Source organism: Nitrospirota bacterium (assembly GCA_030645475.1).
GTDB lineage: Bacteria > Nitrospirota > Nitrospiria > Nitrospirales > Nitrospiraceae > Palsa-1315.
The window spans coordinates 22,035-45,939 of record JAUSMA010000021.1 but is presented as its reverse complement, the minus strand read 5'-3'; the positions used below and the strand labels follow the sequence as shown (position 1 = coordinate 45,939).

The 23,905-nt window shown below is 56.0% G+C and carries 25 protein-coding genes; 22 read left to right on the top strand and 3 right to left on the bottom strand.

The genetic code is table 11. The features are described 5' to 3' along the window. Nucleotides 1-141: 141 nt before the first annotated feature. From Q7U76_06180 to Q7U76_06110, 15 genes are all read left to right on the top strand, one after another. Nucleotides 142-2,439, top strand: a complete 2,298-nt coding sequence (locus Q7U76_06180; GenBank protein ID MDO8355959.1) for a secretin N-terminal domain-containing protein — start codon at nt 142-144, stop codon at nt 2,437-2,439. After that, nucleotides 2,436-2,942: a prepilin-type N-terminal cleavage/methylation domain-containing protein gene (locus tag Q7U76_06175; GenBank protein ID MDO8355958.1), complete on the top strand. Its 507-nt coding sequence runs from the start codon at nt 2,436-2,438 to the stop codon at nt 2,940-2,942. Before Q7U76_06180 ends, Q7U76_06175 begins: the two co-directional genes overlap by 4 nt. After that, the gene (locus Q7U76_06170) at nt 2,917-3,318 is read left to right on the top strand and encodes a prepilin-type N-terminal cleavage/methylation domain-containing protein (GenBank protein MDO8355957.1); all 402 of its coding nucleotides are present in this window, start codon (nt 2,917-2,919) and stop codon (nt 3,316-3,318) included. The genes Q7U76_06175 and Q7U76_06170 overlap by 26 nt, the downstream gene beginning before the upstream one ends. An 86-nt stretch (nt 3,319-3,404) precedes the next feature. After that, entirely contained in the window at nt 3,405-4,193 is a 789-nt protein-coding gene (locus tag Q7U76_06165) for a LysM peptidoglycan-binding domain-containing protein (protein ID MDO8355956.1), read from the top strand. Between the two features lie 65 nt (nt 4,194-4,258). After that, nucleotides 4,259-5,449: a type II secretion system F family protein gene (locus Q7U76_06160; protein MDO8355955.1), complete on the top strand. Its 1,191-nt coding sequence runs from the start codon at nt 4,259-4,261 to the stop codon at nt 5,447-5,449. 24 nt (nt 5,450-5,473) lie between these two features. Further along, nucleotides 5,474-7,201 carry a GspE/PulE family protein gene (locus Q7U76_06155; protein MDO8355954.1) on the top strand — a complete coding sequence of 576 codons (1,728 nt, stop codon included), beginning with the start codon at nt 5,474-5,476 and terminating at the stop codon, nt 7,199-7,201. A 3-nt stretch (nt 7,202-7,204) separates the two neighbouring features. Beyond that, on the top strand, nt 7,205-8,206 hold the full coding sequence (locus tag Q7U76_06150; protein MDO8355953.1) for a hypothetical protein: 1,002 nt from the start codon (nt 7,205-7,207) through the stop codon (nt 8,204-8,206). Nucleotides 8,207-8,209: 3 nt separating this feature from the next. Continuing rightward, nucleotides 8,210-8,839 (top strand): PilN domain-containing protein, encoded by a 630-nt coding sequence (locus Q7U76_06145; GenBank protein MDO8355952.1) that lies wholly within the window; start codon nt 8,210-8,212, stop codon nt 8,837-8,839. A gap of 6 nt (nt 8,840-8,845) precedes the next feature. Next, nucleotides 8,846-9,406, top strand: coding sequence for a type 4a pilus biogenesis protein PilO (gene pilO / locus Q7U76_06140; protein ID MDO8355951.1), 561 nt, complete (start codon nt 8,846-8,848; stop codon nt 9,404-9,406). Between the two features lie 9 nt (nt 9,407-9,415). Continuing rightward, nucleotides 9,416-10,000, top strand: coding sequence for a hypothetical protein (locus Q7U76_06135; GenBank protein MDO8355950.1), 585 nt, complete (start codon nt 9,416-9,418; stop codon nt 9,998-10,000). 7 nt (nt 10,001-10,007) lie between these two features. Beyond that, nucleotides 10,008-10,613 carry a hypothetical protein gene (locus Q7U76_06130; protein MDO8355949.1) on the top strand — a complete coding sequence of 202 codons (606 nt, stop codon included), beginning with the start codon at nt 10,008-10,010 and terminating at the stop codon, nt 10,611-10,613. An 80-nt stretch (nt 10,614-10,693) separates the two neighbouring features. Beyond that, nucleotides 10,694-11,698: an SDR family oxidoreductase gene (locus Q7U76_06125; GenBank protein ID MDO8355948.1), complete on the top strand. Its 1,005-nt coding sequence runs from the start codon at nt 10,694-10,696 to the stop codon at nt 11,696-11,698. 138 nt (nt 11,699-11,836) lie between these two features. Next, complete coding sequence (locus tag Q7U76_06120) at nt 11,837-13,177, top strand: glutamate-5-semialdehyde dehydrogenase (GenBank protein MDO8355947.1); 1,341 nt, start codon at nt 11,837-11,839, stop codon at nt 13,175-13,177. Continuing rightward, nucleotides 13,178-14,959 (top strand): hypothetical protein, encoded by a 1,782-nt coding sequence (locus tag Q7U76_06115; GenBank protein MDO8355946.1) that lies wholly within the window; start codon nt 13,178-13,180, stop codon nt 14,957-14,959. A gap of 42 nt (nt 14,960-15,001) precedes the next feature. Beyond that, complete coding sequence (locus tag Q7U76_06110; GenBank protein ID MDO8355945.1) at nt 15,002-15,694, top strand: hypothetical protein; 693 nt, start codon at nt 15,002-15,004, stop codon at nt 15,692-15,694. Nucleotides 15,695-15,700: 6 nt separating this feature from the next. On the opposite strand, the gene Q7U76_06105 is transcribed toward Q7U76_06110, so the two are convergent. The 3 genes from Q7U76_06105 to Q7U76_06095 form a co-directional block, all read right to left on the bottom strand. Beyond that, nucleotides 15,701-16,147, bottom strand: a complete 447-nt coding sequence (locus tag Q7U76_06105; GenBank protein ID MDO8355944.1) for a polymer-forming cytoskeletal protein — start codon at nt 16,145-16,147, stop codon at nt 15,701-15,703. 143 nt (nt 16,148-16,290) lie between these two features. Beyond that, a complete protein-coding gene (locus tag Q7U76_06100; protein ID MDO8355943.1) occupies nt 16,291-16,791 on the bottom strand; it encodes a polymer-forming cytoskeletal protein in 501 nt (166 codons plus the stop codon). A 279-nt stretch (nt 16,792-17,070) separates the two neighbouring features. Beyond that, nucleotides 17,071-17,229, bottom strand: coding sequence for a hypothetical protein (locus Q7U76_06095; GenBank protein ID MDO8355942.1), 159 nt, complete (start codon nt 17,227-17,229; stop codon nt 17,071-17,073). Nucleotides 17,230-17,473: 244 nt separating this feature from the next. Between Q7U76_06095 and pyrR the strand changes: the two genes are divergently transcribed. From pyrR to Q7U76_06060, 7 genes are read left to right on the top strand one after another with little or no spacing between them, the layout of a single operon-like run. Further along, entirely contained in the window at nt 17,474-18,031 is a 558-nt protein-coding gene (gene pyrR / locus Q7U76_06090) for a bifunctional pyr operon transcriptional regulator/uracil phosphoribosyltransferase PyrR (GenBank protein MDO8355941.1), read from the top strand. 13 nt (nt 18,032-18,044) lie between these two features. Next, nucleotides 18,045-18,965 (top strand): aspartate carbamoyltransferase catalytic subunit, encoded by a 921-nt coding sequence (locus tag Q7U76_06085; protein MDO8355940.1) that lies wholly within the window; start codon nt 18,045-18,047, stop codon nt 18,963-18,965. A 3-nt stretch (nt 18,966-18,968) separates the two neighbouring features. After that, entirely contained in the window at nt 18,969-20,255 is a 1,287-nt protein-coding gene (locus Q7U76_06080) for a dihydroorotase (protein MDO8355939.1), read from the top strand. Next, nucleotides 20,255-20,776, top strand: a complete 522-nt coding sequence (locus Q7U76_06075; protein MDO8355938.1) for a DUF4149 domain-containing protein — start codon at nt 20,255-20,257, stop codon at nt 20,774-20,776. Before Q7U76_06080 ends, Q7U76_06075 begins: the two co-directional genes overlap by 1 nt. Continuing rightward, entirely contained in the window at nt 20,773-21,948 is a 1,176-nt protein-coding gene (gene carA, locus Q7U76_06070) for a glutamine-hydrolyzing carbamoyl-phosphate synthase small subunit (protein ID MDO8355937.1), read from the top strand. The genes Q7U76_06075 and carA overlap by 4 nt, the downstream gene beginning before the upstream one ends. Beyond that, a complete protein-coding gene (sppA, locus tag Q7U76_06065) occupies nt 21,941-22,912 on the top strand; it encodes a signal peptide peptidase SppA (GenBank protein ID MDO8355936.1) in 972 nt (323 codons plus the stop codon). The genes carA and sppA overlap by 8 nt, the downstream gene beginning before the upstream one ends. Before the next feature lie 6 nt (nt 22,913-22,918). Then, on the top strand, nt 22,919-23,893 hold the full coding sequence (locus tag Q7U76_06060; protein MDO8355935.1) for a M48 family metallopeptidase: 975 nt from the start codon (nt 22,919-22,921) through the stop codon (nt 23,891-23,893). The last annotated feature ends 12 nt before the right edge of the window (nt 23,894-23,905 follow it).

Here is a 23,905-nt window from a genome sequence, read left to right as displayed (position 1 = left end):
GATGGCTTGTGGCATCAAGACTCCACGTAGTTTCACCTGGGTCAATTTTTCGCGTTGGCTGTATTTTGGTAACCAATGGATAGCGAGGGCAATACGATAGTGAAGCATACGGCAATAGGGATGTGCTGTGTCCTTGGAACAATGGTGGCTCTTTCTGGCTGCGCCTACTTCAGCTCTCCTGATATCAAGCGAGGCGACCAACAACTCGCTGCAGGGAAATGGGAGGAAGCGAGTCTCGCCTATAAGCAAGCGCTGAAAGACGATCCCTTCAATCCCACTTTACAGAGCAAATACATCATGGCTCGAGAACGAGCCGCGGCCTTGTATGAGGAGCGAGGACGTACTTATCTCAAAGAACATCAGCCCGACCTTGCGTCGGAGCAGTTTAAACGTGCACTTACCATTGAGCCGTCCAGCCAGGAGCATCAATCAGGATTGCTAGAAGCGCTTCGCTTGAAAGATGCGCGTGGCCAGAATCGAGAAGCAGATCGCCTTGCCCAACTCGGTCGGACTGATGAGGCCATGGAAGGTTACGCTAGAGCAGCTGAGCTGGATCCTTCGTTCAAGGAACCTCTCGAAAGTATCTCCAGGCTTACAGAAGAGCAGCAGGCACTGAGCCGTGACGATCGGCGGAAGCAACCGGTGACACTTCGGTTTCGCAATGCCGGGCTCAAAGAAGTCTTGGAAGGGATTGGAAAGGCCGGAGGGATTAATCTCATTTTCGATAAGGATGTCCGAAATGACCCCGTGACCATTAGCATTCAGGACACGCCGTTCGATGATGCGTTCAACCTCATTCTCAACAGCAATAGCCTGTTCTCCCATACCATATCCCCGGGTGTTGTGATTGTCAGCCCGAATACCAGGCAGAAACAGGAGCAGTATCAAGATCTGATGATTCGGACGTTCTATTTGTCTAACGCCAAAGCGAAAGACATGCTGGTGTTGTTAAAGAGTATGCTCGACTCCAAACGGATGCATGCCAATGAACAATTGAATACGATTGTCATTCGGGATCAACCCGAAAAACTGGAGATGGCTGAAAAGATCATCCTGGCCAACGATCGTCTGGACTCTGAAGTGCTGTTTGATGTCGAAGTGTTGGAAGTCGATCGTACGGTCGATCAAACCTATGGTCTGACCTATCCCAAGCAAATCGCCGGCGCCATTGTGCCTCCAGGGTTTTCTGGTGCGATCGCCGGGGATGTTGCGCAGCAGTTCACCCGCGGACAACTCACCGACCTTGGGGGGAACAACTATCTCTTCAAGCTTCCAACTAACATCCAGTTGGACTTCTTTAAACAGATTACAGAAGCCAAGACCCTCGCGTCACCGAAGGTTCGGGTGGTCAATAATAAGAAAGCGGAAATCAACATTGGGGACAAGCAGCCAATTCTGCTGTCCACGACGAATGTCTTGCCAGGGCAAGCTGCCACAGGCGCCGTTCCAACAACCTCGACGGTGACCTCGATTGAATTCCGTGACACGGGAGTCAAGTTGACTGTTGAGCCATCCATCCATCTAGGGAACGAATTGTCCTTGAAGATGAAGATTGAGGTCATTCGCCTCGGCGAGCAGGTGACCCTCCAAGCCAATCCCCCCATTACTCAGTTTAAGTTCGGCAATCGGTCCGCGGAAACCATGCTCAATGTGAGGGATGGCGAAACCATTGTGCTGGGAGGGCTGATCCAAGAAGAAGACCGGAAAACCCGCACGACCATCCCATGGATCGGCGATCTTCCTTTTATCGGTAATCTCCTGAGCTCGTTTATCACCAAACGGGTTACCACCGAGGTGATCTTGACGATCACCCCCCACATTATTCAAGGCATGACTCCTCCCGGGTTGAGTAAACAGGTGTTCTGGTCCGGGACTGATTCAACCTACGCTACGAGCCCGCTGTTTACCCCACAGGGGAAGAAAATGTCCATGATGGGAAGTGGGGCCGCCAGTGCGGGGTTCTCATCGTTGGGAGGGGCCTTAAAAGGGGGAGTGGCAGGGAAAGCTGCTACAGCATCACTCACCCCATTGGTGCCGGTGGGGGCTGCCGCTTCGATCAGACCGGATGAGTCGGTCATTCAAATGGGAAAAGAGTTTACGCTTGCCATCGATGACGAGCGTCTTCGGCCGACGGCAGAAGGCGTGTTTCAGCTTCAGTATGATCCAAAGGTGCTGGAGTTCAGAACGATCCTGAATGGCAACGTCGTACCGCTCGATAGCACGGGTGAGGAGGCCTCCAGTAGCCTGGGGGCGCAAGCAGGAATGGTTGCTTTTAAGATTTCGCCCGCAGCAAGACAGGTCGGCGGGCGGACCGTCACGGTCACCTTCTATGCCAAGGCGCCTGGCGTGTCGCCTATGCGTGTGGTGTTGGTGGATTCCTCTGCAGAATCATCCACGGCACCACCTCAAGAAGGAAAAGGTATTGTGAGGGTGCGGTGAAAGAGTCAGGCGTGACCCTTTTGGAGCTTCTGATCACGCTGACGATTGTGATGGTCCTTGCTTCTGTCGCGATGCCGCTTAGTCGACTGTCGGCGAAACGAACTCACGAAATAGAATTGCGTCAGCATTTGAGGATCATGCGGGCGGCCATTGATACCTTCAAGTTGGAGTGGAACCGCGATGGCGACGTATTATTGGGGCCGGCTTGTTTGAAGAATAAGCTCACATGCAAAGACGTAACGAGCGCTTACGGATATCCGAAGTCGCTGGATATGCTCTTGGGGATTAAGCTCACCGGTGAAGAGGCGACAGTGAGGGGCACGACGACGAAGCGTTACCTGAGGAGTCTTCCACTCGACCCCTTAACCGGCAAGGCCGATTGGTTATTCCGATGTTATCGAGATGCGCCGACTGCATCGAGTTGGTGCGGGGATGATGTCTACGATGTGATGACTCAAAGTCAGGACGCGGCTTTAGATGGAACGAAGTATCGAGATTGGTAGGCGTGGCACAGGGGGCTCAGATGGCTTTACCCTGATCGAACTGATGATCGTGGTATCGATTATCGGTATACTTGCCACCCTGGCGGTGCCCTCATACCAATCGTCGGTTGTCAAAGCCAAAGAGGCTGCCTTGCGTCAGGATCTGTCGACACTCCGCGATGTGCTGGATCAACACAAGGCCGATCAGGGAAAGTACCCGATGTCTTTGGCGGCATTGGTGGGTGCCGGGTATTTACGGGGAATGCCAAAAGACCCCTTCACTGGTTCCACGACCACCTGGCAAGAGATTTCTGATCCTGTCGAAGGGGGCGTGGTCGATGTCTTTTCAGGGGCTGAATTTGTGGGGACGAACGGTACCCCGTACAATCGTTGGTAAGGATGTTTATGTGCAATCACGATCGTAGTCTGGTCCAGGCTTCAGCCGACGCAAGACGCGCCAGTTCTTCAATGGTGCGAGTCGGAGTGTTAACAGTTGTCGGTTTAGCTTCAGCCCTGTTTGTGGGATGTGGCGAGCTTGAGCCGATGCGCGAGCCGGAGGTGGTTGATCTTCAGCTGACCACCGACACGTTAAAATCGTCGGTGCGCGATGCGCAGCGGACGGTGGCGGAGTTGCGGGCCGATCTTGAAGTGCGGCGGAGTGAATTGGCCGAGGCTCAGGTGGCTCGAGCCCAGCTGGAAGGCCGAGTCAGGGAAGCAGAGCGGCGGGTCATCGAAGCGCGGCAGGTGATTGAGTTGCAACGGGAAGAGTTGGCCGTTGCTCGGGCGGAACGAGCTCGTGTGTCACGAGGCAGCCATCAGTTGCAGGGCCAGTTGAAACAGATGCAGAAGCAGTTTGCTCAACCAGGGAAATCGGAATCGGCTCATGATGGGCAGGAGGCCGTTCCCCTCCCGTCTCGCGGTGCGATGCGCAAAGGTTCGAAGGCGACACAGGTTCCTGCACAACGAAATCAGCTCTCGGAGTTTCCTGGGACGCCTCAGGCGGGTGCTATCACAGCGACGGTGTCGCAGGTGCCGATCGACCATGAGCCTTCGTCAGCGGTTGAGCAGCAGTTGGCTCCAGCTAAGCATGTTTCTGTAAAGCCTGGTGATACGCTTTGGAGTATCGCACAGAAGTATCGAGTCAATATGGAACGTCTGCGGACGCTCAATCAGTTGGCCGACAATAGGATTGTCATTGGACAGGCCTTATGGTTGCCGGATGATCGGCCCATGTCCGTGGTCGGTGCCGATAAAGTTGCGTCGACGCCATAAGCATCCATTCCTGTTATCCGCCTGATATTTGTGCACGTCTTACCATGCCTGTCTTTGCTTACAGAGTGGCCCGTTCTGATGGCTCAACCCTCGATGGTCAGATTGAGGGAGAGGAAGAATACCTTGTTCGAGCCAAACTGGAAGGCCAAGGCTTTCTTGTTTTTCGTCTGCAGAGACAGGGGGGGGCTCCAACCGGTTTGGGCCTTGGGTTGCAGGCGTTTGGGAAACTTCCACTTGGCGAATTTTTGGTATTCAATCAAGAGCTGCTCGCTCTTGTGAAAGCCGGTCTCCCCGTATTGCGGGTGTGGGATCTCTTGATCGAGCGATCTAACCATACAGGATTTCAGCAGTCCTTGCGGACGGTTCGACAGGATATTCGTGGAGGGGCGTCGGCTTCAGAAGCGCTGGCAAAACACCCGGCCCATTTTTCTGAACTGTATATTGCGACGATCAAAGCGGGAGAACAATCAGGGAATCTCGCCGAGGTGCTGCAGCGATTCATTGCGTATTTGAAATTGATGATCGGGCTGCGCCAGAAAGTTTCGAAAGTACTGGCCTATCCTGCCTTTCTCGTGCTTGTCGGGATTGCCGTTATTGGGTTTCTGTTGACGTACGTCGTGCCGACATTCGTGTCAGTCTATGCAGAGACGTCGAAATCGTTGCCGCCCGCCACACAACTGTTGCTCGATGTGGTGACAGGCGGCAAAACATACCTGATGCCTGGGTTTGCAGGACTCGCTATTTTTGGGCTCATAGGTCGCGCGTACTATGCGACGTCGGCTGGGCGACTCGTCGTGGATCGACTGTTATTGAGCGTGCCCATCTTGGGGCCGATTTTCGTGAAACATTATACGGTGCAGCTCACTCGCACGCTTGCGACGATTCTTGCCGGAGGCACTCCGCTTGTGGAGGCATTGTCTATTGCACGAGGGGCTATCTCGAATCGGTATGTGTCAGTCGGAGTGGCGGGCACGGTGGCGGAAATTCGCGAAGGGACGACATTGGCCGCCGCATTGGATCGTCCAAAAGTATTTCCAAAGTTAGCGGTGGAGATGTTATCGGTCGGTGAGGAGACCGGATCGTTGCCTACGATGTTGCACGATGTGGCTGAATTTTATGAAGGTGACCTGGACCTCCGGCTCACACAACTGACGACCTGGATTGAACCGGTGTTGCTCTTGATCATGGGGGTTCTCGTGGGCGCGATCGTCATCGTCATGTATCTGCCGGTTTTTCAAATGGCTGGGGCGGTGTAGCTGTACTTGAGTGAGTAGGTGATTATGGCGCGGACTGTGACTCGACCCACGCTTACGGATGTGCTTGTGCGGCAGGGGATTCTGCCGAAGCCGACGCTCGACCAGGTGCTCACCCGCTTGGGTGGCGTGACCGCAGCTCTCGGTCAGACCTTAGTAAGCGAGGGGCTTCTTTCTGAAGAACAGCTGGCGCGGGCACTGGCGGCCCAGTTTGACTTGCCCTGCAATCTACTGACGGAGTTTCGGGTTGACCAGTCGTTTTACGACTCCATGTCGGTGAAACTCATGCAACGGCATCCGTTCATTCCGATTGCAGAGCATCAAGGCCGCTTAGCTGTTGCCATTCCCGACCCTCAGAACCTCCTGGCATTGGATGAGCTGGAGTTGCTCTTGGGCCGTCCGTTGGATTTGGTCGTGAGTCCGAAAAGCTCGATCCTGGCGTCCCTGGAACGCAGTGAAGGCTCCAGCCAAGCCCTTCGTGAGCTCGAGGCCGAGTATCGATCTGTGCTGGTGAAGGAGGATGAGCGTGGAGAGGAAGTCCTCACGATGGACCACGCAGGAGAGGATCAAAGTCCTGCCGTCAAATTACTGGATTCGATTCTTCTGAGCGCGTTGCAGCGTCGGGCCAGCGACATTCACATTGAAGCGGCCGATCGTGCGACCAAGGTGAAGTTGCGGGTTGATGGAATTCTCGTTCCGGCAATGGAACCGCTCGATGTCCGGCTCCATGCGCCGTTGGTCTCTCGACTGAAAGTGATGTCTGATTTGGATATCGCCGAGCGGCGGGTGCCGCAAGATGGAAGCTTCCGGATGCGGCTGGAGCGAAAGACCGTCGATTTTCGTGTCTCAATCCTTCCCAGCGTGTTTGGTGAATCGGTCGTCATTCGTATTCTCGATCGGGAAGCGATTACGACGGGTGTGTCGACGTTGCGATTGGAACGACTGGGATTTAACGCGGAAGATCTGAAGCGTTTTCGGCGCGCGATCACGCGGCCCTACGGCATGGTGTTAGTCACCGGTCCGACCGGAAGCGGTAAGACGACGACGCTGTATGCCGCGATTACGGAGATGAATATTAAAGACGACAAGTTGATCACGATCGAAGATCCGGTCGAGTACCAACTGTCGGGGGTCGTGCAAATTCCCGTGAATGAGAAGAAAGGCCTGACCTTCGCACGCGGGCTACGATCCATCTTGCGTCATGATCCTGACAAGATCATGGTCGGTGAAATCCGCGATGGGGAAACCGCGCAAATCGCCATTCAATCGTCGCTCACGGGGCATTTGGTCTTGACGACGGTGCACGCCAACAACGTGTTCGATGTCATCGGGCGATTTGCTTCAATGGGAATCGACGCCTACAACTTTTTGGCTGCGCTGAATTGTGTGCTGGCGCAGCGGTTGGTTCGCATGGTGTGTCTCGTCTGCCGCGTGGAGGTCAAGCTCGATCAAACTCTGGCGGAAGAATCCGGCCTCGATTTCGAAGAATATAAAGACGTGCCGTTTTATGAAGGCAAGGGGTGCCAGGAATGCCATGGCACTGGGTATCGCGGACGAAAATGCATCACGGAGTTTCTGGATCTGAACGACGAAATCAAAGAAATGATTCTTGCCGAACGTCCCCTCTCCGAGATCCGCTATCGTGCGGTGACCGGTGGGATGATTACGTTGCGGCAGTCCGCCCTCAGAAAGGTGCTGGAAGGTTCTACGACCTTGCGTGAGATCAATCGAGTGACGTTCAGTGAGGAAGGGTAAGTGATGTGGGGACTTGCTCCTAATCGTCCGCGGCATTGCTTGAAAATAGGCGCGCAGACGCTCGCTTGGGGAGAGGCGGTCCGCACCTGGCGAGGGCGATATCGTTACCGCTGTGCTCTCTCGCCGATACCGAACGGGGCCATCAAGCTATCCCCCATGGATCTGAATCTGACAGACCTGTCTGCGGTAGAAACCCGTCTTCGGTCGTTGGCAGGACCAAGTCGAGACGTTCGGTTTGCAGGGCGCGTGTGGTTGCCAAACGTTCCACATCCGATTGTGTTGCTGTTGCCGGATCTATCGGTGCGCACGACGGTGTTGCAGTTGGACCAATTCCCGGCTCAGGCGGAAGAGCAAGAGGCGCTGATTCGTTGGCGCGTAGGGCAGGAGCAGCTGGTGCCTTTGGCTGGAGCCAAGATTGTCTGGCAGGGCTTCCCCTCATATGGCGCAGGAGACCAACGTTCCCATGTGGTGCTCGTCGTGGCGATACAAGAAACCATCTTGAGGCAATATGAGTCCCTCTGTGAGTCGGCCGGCTTGCTTCCGCAGGAAGTCGGCGTGGCCAGCTTTCGTCTATTCAATCTCTGGTTGAAAGCCGCAGGCGGGCGGAAACGGGCGGGCCGTGATTTGCTCTGGGTCAGTGTATCGGATGGCGGATTGACCTGTTTTGTGCTGCAGGAGGGCCGATTGGTATTTGTTCGGACCAAGCGGTTGAGCGTTGAATGTTTTGCAGGCGAAGAAGATCCTGGTTCCGACGTGGCCAACAACATCGTTGAGGAATGTGCCGCGTCACTTCGTGCCTGTGGCGAGCATCACCCAGGCCTGAACGTGGCGGAGGTTGTGCTTGCCAGCGATAGCCCATTTCCGACGCTTGAAGAGGCGTTGACTCGCGAACTCGGTCTGTCGACTGAGAGTTTGGATTGGAAAGCAGTCGAGCGGTTGGGCTGGATTCACGATGGGGGGAGCAGGTCATGGGCGACGCTCTCTGCCGTGGCGGGGGTGATGTAGGCGATGGCTTCTGGGCGAAAATTCTTTCGGGTGTTCGCAGGCAGGGTGAACAGCGTCCTGGTGAAGCCAGGAGGCACACGGTATTTTCAGATCGAACTGAGCAGCCGATACCGTTGGTATCTTGCGCCGACACGAGTCGTGCTGGTTGCGCTCAGCTGGATCCTGGGGGGGGCAATTCTTTGGAGTGTGAGCCAGACAGTGATCGCGATGCACGATCGGCAGGACTTGCAAGATCGCCTCGATCATGTTCGTGTGCAAGATCATCAGCTTCTTGCCGAGGCCCAGCGGGAAGGCCTTGATCTCTCAGGGCCGTCATTGCAACAGTTACCGGTAGAGGTCAGTTTAGCGAACCAGTTGCTCACTAAACGGCATTTTTCCTGGACACAGTTTTTGTCCGCTCTTGAAACTGCGATCCCCCCGCATGTGTCGATTCAGAGTATACGACTGGATCCCGGGAGCGCGGTCGTCCACATGACTGGGTTGGCGGTGACGGTTGAAGATGTCACCGCGTTGACGGTTACCTTGCAGGATCACGCCGTGTTTCGCGATCCTGTGCTGGGCCAACATCGGGTAGGACAGGATGGTTTGGTTGAGTTTGACCTGACGTTGCACTATCGGCAACCTGGCGCCTAGAGCTACATGATGGATTTTATTCTCCAACAGCTGCGAAAACCCTATGGGATTTTGATTCCGTGGCTCGCGTTGGTGTTGCTGCTGACCGGAGTATTGTGGGCGACGTGCACGGTGGGGATTGATGGGGCGGAACAGAGTCGGGCCAAATTGGAACGTGAATGGAGCAACGCCCATCAAGAGTATATCTTCCATAAGGACGCTCAGAAAGCGCGGAAGGATCTTGCGCAAGTGTGGTCTGTCTTGCCTGGTGAACGAGACTTTGCTCCCTTGGCGCTGGGCATTACTGAGGAGGCCAAGCGTGATCGGGTGATCCTTCCCGCGCTCTCCTATAAGACTGAATCCACGCCGGTGGCCCATACGAGTAAGGGTGTGCTTCAAGGCACGATGACCGGTCGCTACGAGGATCTCCGCCGGTTTCTCTATGACCTGGAGACGGCCGAGGAGTTGATATACATTGAGGATTTGGAGCTTGTACGCTCAGGCGCCCAGCAGGACCAGACGTTGACTTTCAACATTAAGATTGCCACGTACCTTCGTGGCGAGCCTGCCAAGGCCACGGTTCAGTAGCGTCGAGACATGATGATGACGAATCGAAAAAAAGTGATGGCGTTGGCCGTGCTCGGCCTATTGTGGGGTGGCATTGTTGCCTGGCAATGGCTGGCTGTCGAAGAACCCGTGCGTGTGCCACTGGCAAATATGACGGGCCCTGCGTCCAGGCCGCTGGCACCTCGTGGAGGAGTCGATAGGGTGCACGTGCAGCTTGACCTTCTTGCCGCGACAAGGACGCAACGAGAGATGACGTTCACGACGCCACGTAATATCTTTGCCCCGCCTCGCCGCAATGATTCAGAGGCGGCCAGTGCACACCAGTCTGAGCCTGATCCTCGGTCGGAGCAGGCGCTGCGCCAACAGGCCGTCCTTGATGAATTAGGACAGTTCCACTATCTCGGGTTTGTGCGGATGGAGGACGCGTGGCGAAAAACCGGTCAGATGGCTGTACTCAGGAGGAATGACGATCTCCATGTCGTCAGGATCGGAGAAACTGTAGAGAATCATGTTCTGGTGAAGGCCATCACGCAAGAGAGTGTGACGTTGCAAGATCGTCCGTCACGACTCGAGTATACGGTCTTGCTCTCAGAGGAAGCTCCGATACAGCCCTAACGGTTCTATGCGTATCAGCCCTCAGCGACGAGTTATCTGCGAGCAAGGTGTGACCTACCTCATGCTCATGTTTGCGATCGTCTTGATCGGCATTGCCACGACTGCGGCAGCAAAACAATGGAAGGTCATCGTCCAGCGGGAACTTGAGGCGGACCTGTTGGCCAAAGGAATTGAGATTCAGAATGCCCTCGCATTCTATTCCGCGACGGTAAAGGCGGGCCGTGTGATGCCGGGGGAGGTCTATCCCCAGACATTGGCGGAACTCACGAGATTGCCCAAACCGTTTTTACGCAAGGTCTATCTTGATCCGATGGGGCATGGGGAGTGGGAATATCTCCTGGCCCCGACAGGCGGTATCATGGGTGTGCGGAGTAAGAGTTACGCAAAGCCATTCCGGCAGCATGACTTTCCCCTTGCTGTCCGGCATTTTGAAGGACGAACCACTTATCATGATTGGGTCTTCCAACATCCGAATCCCTCATCCGCTCCGAACGTGCCACAAGGGGCTGCGCCTGGTGCGGTGGTGCCATCAGCGACGGGATCCTCGAACATAGCCGGCGTCGGCACGTCAGTTTCCCCGTCAACTCAGGGGCAGCCGAGCATGAATCCATAATCCCTGCCAGCATCCCTGTAGCGATTCCTGAAAATGTTATGGTATTCATAACGAGAGAAGCGTAAAAGAGGCGTCATCGTATGCGTATCCTTATTACAGGTGGAGCTGGGTTCCTCGGGAGCCATCTTTCCGACTTGCTGCTGCAAGGCGGACATTCCGTCATCTGCATGGACAACCTCCTGACGGGACGGATGGAGAACATTGCCCATTTGCTTGGGCACGAACGGTTTTCCTTCATTAAGTACGACGTGTGCGACTATCTTCATGTCGAGGGGGCATTGGATGCCGTCATGCATTTTGCCTCGCCTGCCAGTCCGCAAGACTATATGGAGTTTCCGATTGCCACGATGAAGGTCGGGGCGATGGGGACGCATAAAGTGCTGGGGTTGGCACGAGCAAAAGGCGCGCGATTTATCCTTGCCAGCACATCGGAAGTCTATGGCGATCCCCTCGTGAACCCCCAACCGGAAACGTACTGGGGGAATGTGAATCCCATTAGTCCACGTGGGGTCTACGATGAAGCTAAACGGTTTGCCGAGGCGATGACCATGGCGTTTCATCGCTATCACGGCGTCGATACGAGGATTGTGCGTATTTTTAATACGTTCGGTCCACGCATGCGCCCGCACGATGGCCGGGTTGTGTCTAATTTTATCGTTCAGGCACTCCAGGGAAAACCGCTCAGTGTATTCGGCGATGGGTCCCAGACCAGGAGCTTCTGCTATGTCGAGGACCTGGTCCGCGGCATTACCTCATTGCTCATGCTGGATTCAGACAAGACGGTCGAGCAACGGACGGACCGAAAGTTTCTGCTCAGGCAGAAAGAAGGCGAGGATGACTCCAGTATGCACGACCCTGTGAATATTGGAAATCCGCGTGAATTGACCGTGTTGGAGATCGCAAAATTGGTCTTGAAGCTCACCCGATCATCGAGCCACATCACGTACAACCCTTTGCCTGCCGATGACCCAAAAGTCAGACGGCCCGATATTTCACGGGCGCGCAGTCTCCTGAAATGGGAGCCTCAAGTAGAGCTCGACGAGGCCCTCCTTCGGACGATCGAATACTTTAAGAAAGTGATCTAAGTGTTGGTTCTGGCGCGAGGGGTCGTTTTCCCTGGTCTATTCCGAAGGGAAAACGGCCTACAATGGCTGCCTTGACCGCGTCGAAACTCCCGCTGTATCCTATCCCAGCTCTCACGTCACAAGGGATCAGTCTTTTTTATGTTATCTGACCAAACGAATCAGGCGGACACCTCGCTCGAACCCATCGAAGAATCAACGGTCGTGGAAGTCGTTGCGACTCCCGTACCGATTCCAGAGTATGTCAATGAATTGGTTACGCGCGCCAAACAGGCCGCTGGCCGGCTCGCGACGCTGTCGACCGCTGTGAAGAACCGGGCGCTTCTTGCGATGGCAGAGGCGCTGGAAGCACAGAAGGATGCGTTGCTTGTTGCCAACGAACTGGATCTGGAGGCGTTCGGAGCTGAGCCGGAGAAGCAGGCGATGGCGGACCGGCTGCGTTTGACCGCCGAGAGGATTACTGAGATGGCTGCGGGTCTGCGCGAAGTGGCTGCGCTTCCCGATCCTCTCGGAGACATGCCGAAGATGTGGACCAGGCCGAATGGGATGCAAGTGGGGCGCGTACGGGTTCCCATCGGCGTCATCGGCATTATTTATGAGTCCCGTCCGAACGTCACGGCCGATTCCGCCGCGCTCTGTTTGAAATCCGGGAACGCCTGCGTGTTGCGGGGCGGGAGCGAGGCCATCCACTCGAATACCGCGATTGCAACGGTCTTAGCAGAAGCGGCAGAGAAAGCCGGAGTCCCGGCTGGGGCGATTACTTTTGTAGCGCGGTCCGAACGTGAGCTGGTCCCTCTGTTGCTGAAGCAAGATCGCTATATCGACCTGATCATCCCGCGCGGCGGCGAATCGCTCATGCGCGTCGTAACCGAGCATGCCACGATCCCTGTCATCAAGCACGACGCAGGGGTTTGTCACATCTATGTCGATGCCGATGCTGATCCGGCCATGGCGGAGCGGGTCTGTTTCAATGCGAAGGTGCAACGGCCGTCGACCTGCAATGCGGTGGAGACACTCTTAGTGCATCAGGGCATTGCGCGCAACTGGCTCGCCCCATTTATTGAGAAGTTGGTAGAGGCCAAGGTCGAGGTTCGCGGCTGTCAGAAGACCTGTCAGTTGTCATCGTCGGCCAAACCCGCGAGCGACGAGGATTTCGGAAAAGAATTCCTCGATCTCACCGTGGCGGTCAAAGTGGTCAAGAACGTCGATGAAGCGATGGAGCATATCGCTAAATATGGCTCACGCCACACGGAGGCGATCGTGACCTCCGATTATCCCAAGGCGATGCGATTTTTGCGCGAGGTTGATGCCAGTGCGGTGTTGGTGAATGCCTCGACCAGGTTAAACGATGGCTTTCAGTTCGGGCTGGGAGCGGAAATCGGGATCAGCACGTCCCGTATCCATGCTCGAGGCCCTATGGGGCTTGAAGAATTGACCTGCTTCAAGTTTATCGTATTGGGGAGCGGGCAAGTCCGCGAGTAGATGTCTTCCGATCCACTCTCTCTCGCACTGAGAACGTCCGGTCACCTTCACTTTCCAGTCAATCTTCCCTTTGCAGAGGATCTCGAACAGGCGGGAGGACGAGTCGTCCGCCAGCCCACCGGGCATCTTGTCTTCTATCGCCAGGACGGTCGCCGGTTTCTGGCAACCGATCCGGATGGACACCTGTTACATGAATGCGAGTGGGGGACGGATGCCGCAGGCGCGGTGGTTCTGCTCCGTGCTCGAATCCGTTTAGATTGGGGACAATGGGTGGGGTTGAAGCCGGCTGGGTTGGTAAATGAAACCAACCTCAATCTTGCCAGTAAGCCCGGTTGGCAGCGGCTGACGGCTGACGATCTGCGAGCGATGGCCGCGCAGGCTCTTCGGGTCCCGATCGAAGAAGTCAGATTTTTTTACCGGGATGAGGATCTTGTGATCGGGCCGACCGGTCGGGCAACGATTCGTCAACGAAAAGATGCCTTCTATGTCCTTCAGGATGGGGACTTCGGACGAGCTCGTTTTATGTCCTGCATGGGAGCGATGAATTGGGCATCTATTGATTTTTTGCCGGTCGTCGAACTCTTCAAGTCACTGCTGCCGGGAACAGGGTCTGCCGTGTTTGAATTGATACGCGGACTGTATGACGATCAGAACGAGAAGCGTGCAACTCCACGCCCCTTGCGATATCGGGGGATTCCGACCTATCCGTCGGAAGCGGCCTTTGGTTTGTTTAGTAGTTTCTTTACCCCGCAGGCACCTGGGGGGAGCCATCCGTTCACGCTCTTTATGAATCCTGAGCGGTCCAATCAAGTCAGTTGGCTGCCCGCTGGGAAACCGCCGACTCGATATTTTGATCAACGAGCGGAGGCTTGTCTGACATTCCAAGACGGCTTGTTGCGCAAGGTGACCGTGGCGGCAGATTCCTCCGGGCTATCCTATCTGAGCTCGAAGGGCCGTCGGTTTGCCCACTGTGACCGGAGTGCCGCAATTGCCGGAACGCATATCATCCTGAAGGATCGTGATCGTGCGACCACGTTGGCCATGACCTTGCCGCCGGGGAGCCAGGACCAGACTGGCGCGCCTGTGGCCATGAGCCCGGTCGATTGGCGGTCGGTCTTTGTCCAGGGAGTTCCGTTCATCCCCCCATCCAAAGCCTATGGCGCAGTGCTGCTCTATCCGGAAGACGAATCTGAAATCGGTGAACGTGCGGCACAACCGTTTGTGGCGGATTATCTACAAGATCTTGGTGAGCAGGACAGGGAAATTGGCGCGGCGCTTTCGCATGCCGGGCGTGTCCTTATCGACAACGGCGACGCCGTGATCGCGACCTGCATGATGTTTGATCGGCCAAGAGACTATACCGTGCGGATGTATGATGCCGCGCTTGCTCAAAAACAAGCACAACAGCTCTGGAGCGTTTGTGCCGAGTTGCAGCGGTGGGATTGGCTCTCACACATCCGATTCGTTTCGACCGAAGGACCGCAAGAGCAAGAGGCTTCTCACTCCTATGATTTGCTGTATCACTGGATACCCTATGAGGGCGGCGACCAACCAGCTAGGTTGGCCGAATATATGAAGGGGATCAGCCGGGCTCTTCGGGGAGGAGGCCATGCCTTCGTCATTGGTCCGGCACAGTTGGGTCGACAGGGTCCGACCGTTGGACTCCAGGTCTGTTGGGAAGAGCTGGTCGAACAGCTTCCCACATTTCGGATGCATCGCACGATCTTGCCGAGAGCCACACTCAAGGCAGGGCTGACGTTGTTCCACATGAAGAAGGTGTAACATGCTTGCACTACATGTCATGGATCGATTACGGTTATCCCTATGAGCGAACCGACGCCAGAGCAGGTCGACGGCGAAGAGCCGAGCGACAAGATCGTCATCTATTGGGAGCGGGAGTATTCGACGGCCTTCGCGCCGGAGCGATTGAAGCTCGATTTCATGCCGCATCGGCCGTTGTTGTCCGGGATGTCATTGAACGAGCAGAGGACGGTGGCGGTTGAGGGCTACAAGGTGCTTCCTGATGATTGTGGACCAGTGCGAACGGTGGGGCAGTACGGGTGGCTCATTCGGTCTCCCGCTGACTGTAAGATTCGCCGAACGACCGATGGGGTCAAGTGGCAGGCCCCGCCGATTTTGCCGGAAGAGCGAATCCTGGGCTACAAGTCGTTTTCAGGGACCTATGTCGATCTCATTTTAAATAGCGGGTATCCCAAGCTCTGCTGCGGCATCCGGTTCTACTATCCCAAGCAGGTGGGCTTGATGATGAAGGACGTGCCGAACCATTTCTATCATTATCCCGATCGGACATTTTTTGTATGGGAGGGGATTAAGACCCAAGAGTATAAACGTACGCCGAATATGTACGACTGGCTTCAGGACTATGACGCGTTCACGGCGAATTTCCTTCTGCAACTCACGAAGCCGACGACCATTAAGCGGGGCGATCCCATCGGCATCGTGATTCCGGTGATGCTGCCCAAGCAGTTTTCGCTCGAAGAGCTCAAACACCCCTAGCGGAATCTAGTAGTCTGGTGCCCGCAGTCTTCCACGGTGGACGGTGAGGTCATGAACCTTCTCGCTCGGTGCATCGCGGTCCTCGACCCATTTCTCTGTCCCCATATCGGATAAGCCGTGAAAGTGCGCTCCTGCCTCAATGGAAATTGTCGGAGTGCGGATATCGCCGATCACAATCCCCGGGTTCAGGATGGTGACCTTTTCAGAGGCCGTGACATCTCCCTTGATTTTGCCGCTCGTGATTAAGACCCCGGCCGTGATGTTGCCTTTGATGATCGCATGTTCCCCAACCGTCAGCGTCCCGGTTGAGTGGAGTTCACCTTCAAGCTGACCATCGACACGAACGTTTCCCTCCAAGGTCAGGGTGCCTTTAAAGACGACGTCCTTTCCCAGAAAGGTAAAATCTTCCTGCCCCGTTACTGTCCCCGGTTGAGTGTTTCCGAACGCCCACATGACATCCTCCTAATACATGCGCTCCCTATGACAAGCCCGCACGGCTGTTCGGATCGGTCGCTCGGAGGCCCTGTGCATGCGAGTTGGGCATCCACGTTGCTGTGCGTTCATACGAGAGGCAGTCAGGTTACGTTTCATGGGCCCTATACTGCGGCTCGCTTGATGGGTGAAACGCTGGCGTCATCGACGGAGCGGAGCGTCGTTTCCCGGCTCACTTCTCGAACTGCTTGAGTCATCTCCAATGTGCCATTGAAGAGTACGCCGTCCTCGATCGAGAGCATCGGGGTCTTTACGCCGCCATTGAGCACGGCAGGAGCGAGCAGCTTGATTTTTTCTTTTGCCACGACATCGCCGGTGATTTTTCCCATACACACGATGGTCCCTGCGCTCACTTTGGCTGTGAGGACGGCTTCCTCTCCGACCAGCAAGGTCCCGTCGGTGTGGATCTCTCCATCAAGAAAGCCATCGATCCGCACAGTTCCGCTGTATGAGATCGTGCCTTTGAATTCGACGCCTTTGCCGACGAAGGCCACGATGGCTTCAGTCGATTCCGGTCGAGAGTTTGGCGATGAAGGGATGATGCCCTCCAGGTCTGAGAGGGATTGCGTCGAACGTCTGTTGTCCTGCTTTTCCGGCTGCCACATAATCGGTCCTCCTCTGTGTGTTGGATCAGGTAACGTTGGTCTCAGTTTCTGTTATGACCTGTATCGGTTGGTGAACGAGAAATATTGAGCGTTCGATGCCGATGTGGTCCAACTATGCATCTCACTGTCCAGTTTTTTCCCTGGAGAGACAGGAAGGCATCTCGCCTTGCATGCATCTGACCACCATATGTTGTGGGTTGGCTAATTGTGGATGGGCGCCCATGGGGGAGAGCATTGCATTGTGTTTAACGGTAGGTCTGCCTCTGGCGCGGGAACAACTCAGCCTATTCTATCCATGATCGTCGGTACGGCCATTTCGAGAGGACTCTTGGCGGCCATCGTCGTCCCTCCATATTGATCGTGGCCGCTCCACTGCGTGTTCGTTGTCACGTCACTGGGCAGCGATTCTGCTGCTGGCGCTCGCTTCGTCGAGTTCATGGCGAGTCGTGGCTCCATCAACTGGAGAGGTGGAACCTCTCAGTGCGGACCTGTAGAGCGAGTATCGTCTCACGGCTTGACAGCGTTCCTTCGGCCTCAGTAAGATAACGCAACCTTTAATGCTCATCCTGCGAGGTGAGCAAGGAGTGTTCGTGGGCTTCAAGTACCTATCAGTCTGTCGATGTACCCCAACCTTCTCGTCGGATTTCGATGAGAGGGTTTTTTTATGCGTGGAATCAATACGATGAACCCTACACCACAGGATCGACCTCAAGAGCGGCTCGTGATGGACACGGGAGATATTGCGCGGGCGGTCACCCGGATTGCCCATGAAATTCTCGAACGGAATAAGGGCGTGCAGGATTTGGCGCTGGTCGGGATTCGAACCGGGGGCGTGCATCTGGCCCATCGGTTGGTGAAACGTATCCAGGAAATTGAAGCGGCGTCGGTGCCGATCGGTGAATTGGACATTACGCTCTATCGGGACGATCTCTCGATGCGGAAAGAGCAGCCGATTCTCCGCAAGACATCGGTTCCGTTTGATATTTCTGACAAGATTATTGTGTTGGTCGATGACGTCCTGTTCACAGGACGAACCATCCGTGCGGCGATGGATGGGTTGATCGATCTGGGGCGACCGGCAGAGATTCAGCTGGCCGTGCTGGTCGACCGGGGCCATCGCCAGTTGCCGATCAAGGCCACGTATATCGGGAAAAATATTCCGACGTCTCGGGAAGAGAACATTCAAGTGTTGCTGGAAGAACAAGGCGAAGATGATCGGGTGGTGATTCTCAAGGCCTGAGGTGGAGAAAACGATGAGCCTCAAACGCAAAGACCTCTTGAGCCTAGCGCCCTTGTCCGTCGACGAGATCCGGTTAATCTTGGAGACGGCCGATTCGTTCAAGGAGGTGAGCGGTCGGGAAATCAAAAAAGTCCCGGCACTTCGTGGGCGCACCGTGGTCAATCTGTTTTTTGAGCCCAGTACGAGGACGCGCACCTCGTTCGAGTTGGCGGCAAAACGGCTGAGCGCCGACGTCATCAATTTTTCGCCGTCGTCGAGCAGTGTGGTCAAAGGCGAAACATTGCTCGATACCGCGCGCAATATCGAGGCGATGCAGGCGGATATTATCGTCTTGCGCCACCCCTCGGCCGGTGCAGCCGAGGCCCTGGCCCGCGGGGTGAAATCTTCCGTAATCAATGCCGGAGACGGGTGGCATGAGCATCCGACCCAAGGCCTCCTGGATCTCTATACCATTCGGGAGCGAGGCCTGTCGTTCGAGGGGCTCAAGGTGGCGATCGTCGGAGATGTGGCGCATAGCCGGGTGGCTCGCTCGAACATTCATGCGCTGGTCAAGTTAGGAGCGGAAGTTCGGGTCGTAGGGCCGCCGACGATGATACCCAGTGGCGTCGATAAGCTGGGCGCACGAGTCTATTATCATCTCGATGAGGCCTTGCGCGGCGTGCAGGTCATCATGATGTTGCGATTGCAGCTCGAACGGCAGGGCAAGGCGATGTTTCCAACCATCCGCGAATATGCGCGGCTTTACGGGCTGACGGCTGAACGGGTCAAGTTAGCCGACCCAGGGGCTATCGTGATGCATCCAGGTCCGATCAATCGAGGGGTCGAAATTGCTCCTGAGGTGGCCGATAGTTTGTCCTCGGTCATTCTGGATCAGGTGGCGAACGGCGTGGCCGTTCGCATGGGTATTCTCTATCTTATGTCAGGAGCGAACTGAATCGTGGCTATTCATATTGCGGGCGGGCACGTGATCGATCCGGGACGGTTCAATGGCGTGGCCGATGTGCTGATCGATGCAGGGCGAATCGTCGCGGTGGGGCCGAATCTGACGGCTCCCGCAGGGGCCACGAAGATTGATGCTAGGGGACGATTGGTTCTTCCAGGCTTTGTCGATCTTCATGTCCATTTCAGGGAGCCTGGTTTCGAATACAAAGAGTCGATTCAGAGTGGAGCGGCGGCGGCGGTAGCCGGCGGGTTCACGTCGGTCTGTTGTATGCCGAACACCAATCCCGTCAATGACAATCAAGCGATTACAGAGTTCATGCTCGAACGGGCGCGGGCGGCTGGGCTGGCGAATGTGTTTCCGATCGGCGCGATCACGAAAGGCTCCGAAGGGAAAGAACTGGCGGAGATCGGCGACTTGCGGCGTGCCGGTTGTGTCGCCATTTCGGACGACGGGAAGCCGGTGATGAACAGTTTGGTGATGCGGCGAGCGATGGAGTACGCCTTGGCCTTCGATGTGGCGGTGGTCGATCATTGCGAAGACCTGCATCTCGCCGAGGGAGGCTGTATGAACGAAGGGGCTATCTCAACCGAGTTGGGGCTCCCCGGAATTCCCTCTGCGGCAGAAGATGTGATGGTGGCGCGTAATGTTGCCTTGGCGGAACTGACCGGAGCCCGGCTGCATCTAGCTCATATCAGCACAGAGGGTTCGGCCCGGATGGTGCGAGAGGCCAAGTCCCGTGGACTGAAAGTGACGGCCGAGGCCTGCCCCCATCACTTTACCATCACGGAGGAAACGGTCCGAGGGTACAACACCTATGCCAAAATGAATCCCCCGCTTCGGACCTGGAAGGATGTACAAGCTATTAAGGACGGTCTTCGCGACGGGACCATTGATGTCATTGCCACGGATCATGCGCCGCATGCCACTCAGGAAAAACAGCTGGGTTTTGCCGAAGCGCCGTTCGGCATTGTCGGGTTGGAGACAGCACTACCGTTGACCTTCGCCTTGGTCGATGAAGGGGTCTTGTCGTTGGAGGCGGCGGTCGATAAGCTGAGTACCGCTCCGGCGAAGGTATTTGGATTGGCCAAAGGCACGTTGGCGGTCGGGGCCGATGCCGATGTCACGATTGTCGATCAACAGGAATCGTGGGAGGTCGATCCGGCCAGGTTTTTCTCGAAAAGTCGAAACACCCCCTTTGCCGGATGGAAGGTGAAGGGGCGAGTGCGGACGACCATCGTCGGCGGCCGGGTCGTGTTCGAGGCCAGTCAGGCGGAGGGCTAGTGCCACGCCACTTCCGCTGGGGCCTGGTCTGTTGCCTGACCTGTGAATGGCTGGCCTTGGGCATATGGGTCGGCGGATTGCTGGTGCTCATTGGAGCGGTCATTCCAGCTGTCTTTAATACGTTCGGTGGGCAGGACTCAGGCGGGTTCTTTCTGACGCGAGCGTTTGAGGGATATAATCGCTTCGTGATCGGGGCGCTGGCTATCTTATGTGCCGGAACCTGGTATCGCTGGTGGAGTGGAAACCAGGCGGTGGTGGTTAGTCGGAGCGAGATGGCGTTGCTAGTGGGGATGTCGGTGATTGCTGGGGTCATTATTCTCTGGCTGCATCCACAGGCCGCCTCGCTTCAAGCGCAGGCCTTCGCCGTAAAAGATGAGGTCGCAAGGAAGGCGGCGTTCGAAGCATTTTTCCGTATTCACATGCCGGTCCGGTCGTTCTATATGGTGAATCTCGTGCTGGGTATCCTATTGACCGGAATCAAGGCTAAACGATTGCTGCATCGGGACGGAGCGCTCACGTGAAAAAAGCGTTATTAGCATTGGCGGATGGCACGCTCTTCGAGGGGCGTGCATTGGGATATGAAGGGGAGACAGTCGGCGAAGTCGTGTTTAACACGGCCATGACTGGCTACCAGGAAGTTTTGACCGACCCTTCCTATAAAGGACAGATCATTACCATGACCTGTCCCCACATTGGAAACTACGGGGTCACACCGGAGGATATCGAGTCGAGGCGGATCTGGGCTGAAGGATTCATCGTCAAAGAGGCCAGTTCGCTCGCCAGTAACTGGCGCAGCAAACAGCAGCTCCAAGACTATTTACAGGATGCGAAGATCGTCGGCATCGAAGGGCTGGATACGAGGGCCCTCACGCGCCACTTGCGCGAATATGGCTCGCAGCAGGGCCTCATTACCCATGTTGAGATGGATGCCCGCCGAGCTGTGGAGAAGGCGAAAGCGGCCCCCAGCATCATTGGCCGCGATCTGGCGACCACCGTCACCTGCGAGAAGTCCTATCAATGGACGGAGGGATCGGGTGAATGGATTCCTTCGCTCGGCGACAAGCCTCGCGTTGCTGCGACCAGACGCTGGCATGTTGTGGCCTATGATTTTGGGGTGAAACAGAATATTCTTCGCCAACTTGTGGATGTGGGCTGTGCCGTCACCGTTGTGCCGGCTTCGACCACCGCGAAGCAGGTTCACGCGCTCAAGCCGGACGGGGTTTTTCTGTCGAACGGGCCAGGGGATCCTGAAGGGGTACCGTACGCCATCGAGGCGGTGAGGGAGTTGATCGGTCAGTATCCGCTCTTCGGTATTTGTTTAGGACATCAGATTCTTGGCCTCGCACTGGGGCTCAAGACCTATAAGTTAAAGTTCGGCCATCATGGGGCGAATCATCCCGTCATGAATCTCCGCACGAGACAAGTCGAGATCACGTCGCAGAACCACAACTTCGCCGTGCAAGTCACGCAGCCGATCAGTGCCATTCCAGATCGGCCGCCCGTCATCGAGACGTCGTTCGGGAAGGTCGCGGTGACACATCTGAGTCTGAACGATCACTCCATTGAAGGATTGGCCTGTGTGGATCGTCCAGTATTCTCGGTGCAGTATCACCCGGAGGCCTCCCCCGGGCCCCATGACTCGGCCTATTTATTCACCGAGTTTATTCAGCTGATGGAGAAACAGCATGCATAAAATGTGTGTCACTCTTGGTCGGCTGTGTCTCCTTGCGGCCATCAGCCTGCAATCCAGTTGCATCACGGTCAACCTCATCGAACCATCGGGGCCGGTGCAAGAAGTACAGCTGAGCGGCACAGGCGAGGGGAAAGTGTTGTTGCTCGACCTATCGGGTGTGATCAGCTCACAAGATAAAGACGGGCTCGTGTCGCAGCCTAATATGTTGGCTACGTTCAGGGAAGAGCTGACAAGGGCTTCGAAGGACGACAAGGTGAAAGCGGTGGTCGTTCGGATCAACAGTCCGGGTGGAACGGTGACCGCTTCGGACATTCTGTATCACGAGTTGCGGGAGTTCAAGCTCAAGAAGAAGGTTCCCGTGATTGCCTCGATGATGGATGTTGCGGCGTCTGGGGGCTACTACTTGGCCATGGCAGCGGACAGCATTTTGGTCCATCCCTCAACGGTGACGGGCAGCATCGGTGTCATCATGCTGACCGTCAATGCGCGAGGCTTGCTTGAAAAAGTGGGTGTCGAGGCGAACGCCATCACCTCAGGCCCCCGCAAGGACATGGGCTCACCCTTTCGAGTCATGACGCCGGAAGAGCGGGGGATTTTTCAGAGCGTGATCGATTCCTTCTATCATCGGTTTCTGGCCGTGGTACAGGAGGGGCGTCCCCATCTGACGGCCGATCAAATCAAGAAGTTGGCCGATGGACGGATCTATTCAGGAGATCAGGCCAAGGCGGCAGGTTTGATCGACGAGATCGGGTATCTTGATGACGCGCTCGAGCTGGCCAAGAAGAAGGCGGGTCTGACCGAGGCGCGGGTTGTGACCTATGGGCGTCGGGGGGAATATCAGAATAATATATACTCGCGTCTGTTCGGGACGAGTTCTGTGAGTATGGCCGGGTTCGCCAATTTGGATTTGCTGTCGATGGTACGGGGTGGTACGCCACAGTTCATGTATCTCTGGATGCCGTAGGGTCGTATGGCATGTTCGGCTGATCACAGTTCGGATTCCGTCGAGCGAGCGTTAGCGACGCCGGTCGGGCGACGAGCGATGCTGGCGCTGGGCGCCCATGGAGCCATGAACCTCTGTACGGTCCTAGGGGTCGGCACGGCGCTGAGTCTGTTCGGCAGTTTGACCGGTTGTTATCGCGCACCGGGTACGGCTCGCGACCAGGTGATTTTTTTCTCCGAAGAGAAGGAGCTGGAATTCGGATTGAGCGCGTTCCGCGAGGTGTTGCGCTCGGCGCCTCTGAGTGACAATGCCGAAGTGAATGAGTTGGTGCATCGGGTGGGACGGAAAATCGCTGACGCTGCGAACAAGCCTGAATATCAGTGGGAATTTGCGGTCATTCAAGACGATAAGATGGTTAATGCGTTCGCCCTCCCAGGCGGGAAGGTCGCCATCTTCACCGGAATTCTCAAGACGACGAAAGACGATGTGGGCTTGGCAACCGTGATGGGGCATGAGGTCGCACATGCGTTGCAGCGTCACGGGGTCGAACGGATGAGTCGAAGTATCCTGGACCAAATTGCCCAATTGGGCGCATTGGGTGCGGCGGCCTCAGGCCATGCCAATCCCGGTGCGATCCAGGGCCTGTTGGGGGCCTACGGGGTCAATGTGTCGCTGCCGTTTAATCGAAAACAAGAATCAGAAGCCGATTACATTGGACTTCGATTGATGGCCCAGGCCGGGTACGATCCGCGTCAAGCGGTTCCATTTTGGGAGCGCATGAGCGGCTGTCCGAGGCAGATGATCGGTAAGGTCTGCTTCCGCTCGCAGCAGGCGATCCCTGAGTTTCTTTCCACTCATCCGTCCGATTTGACACGTATCAACCAGATTGAAGCCTGGCTTCCCGAGGCGCTCCAGTATTATCATGGGCCTGGGGGAGGGGCGGTTCCGCCGCCACCAGCGCCATACAGGCCGACCATCGGGCCCATGCCACAAACTAGTTAGCTGACCCTGAAA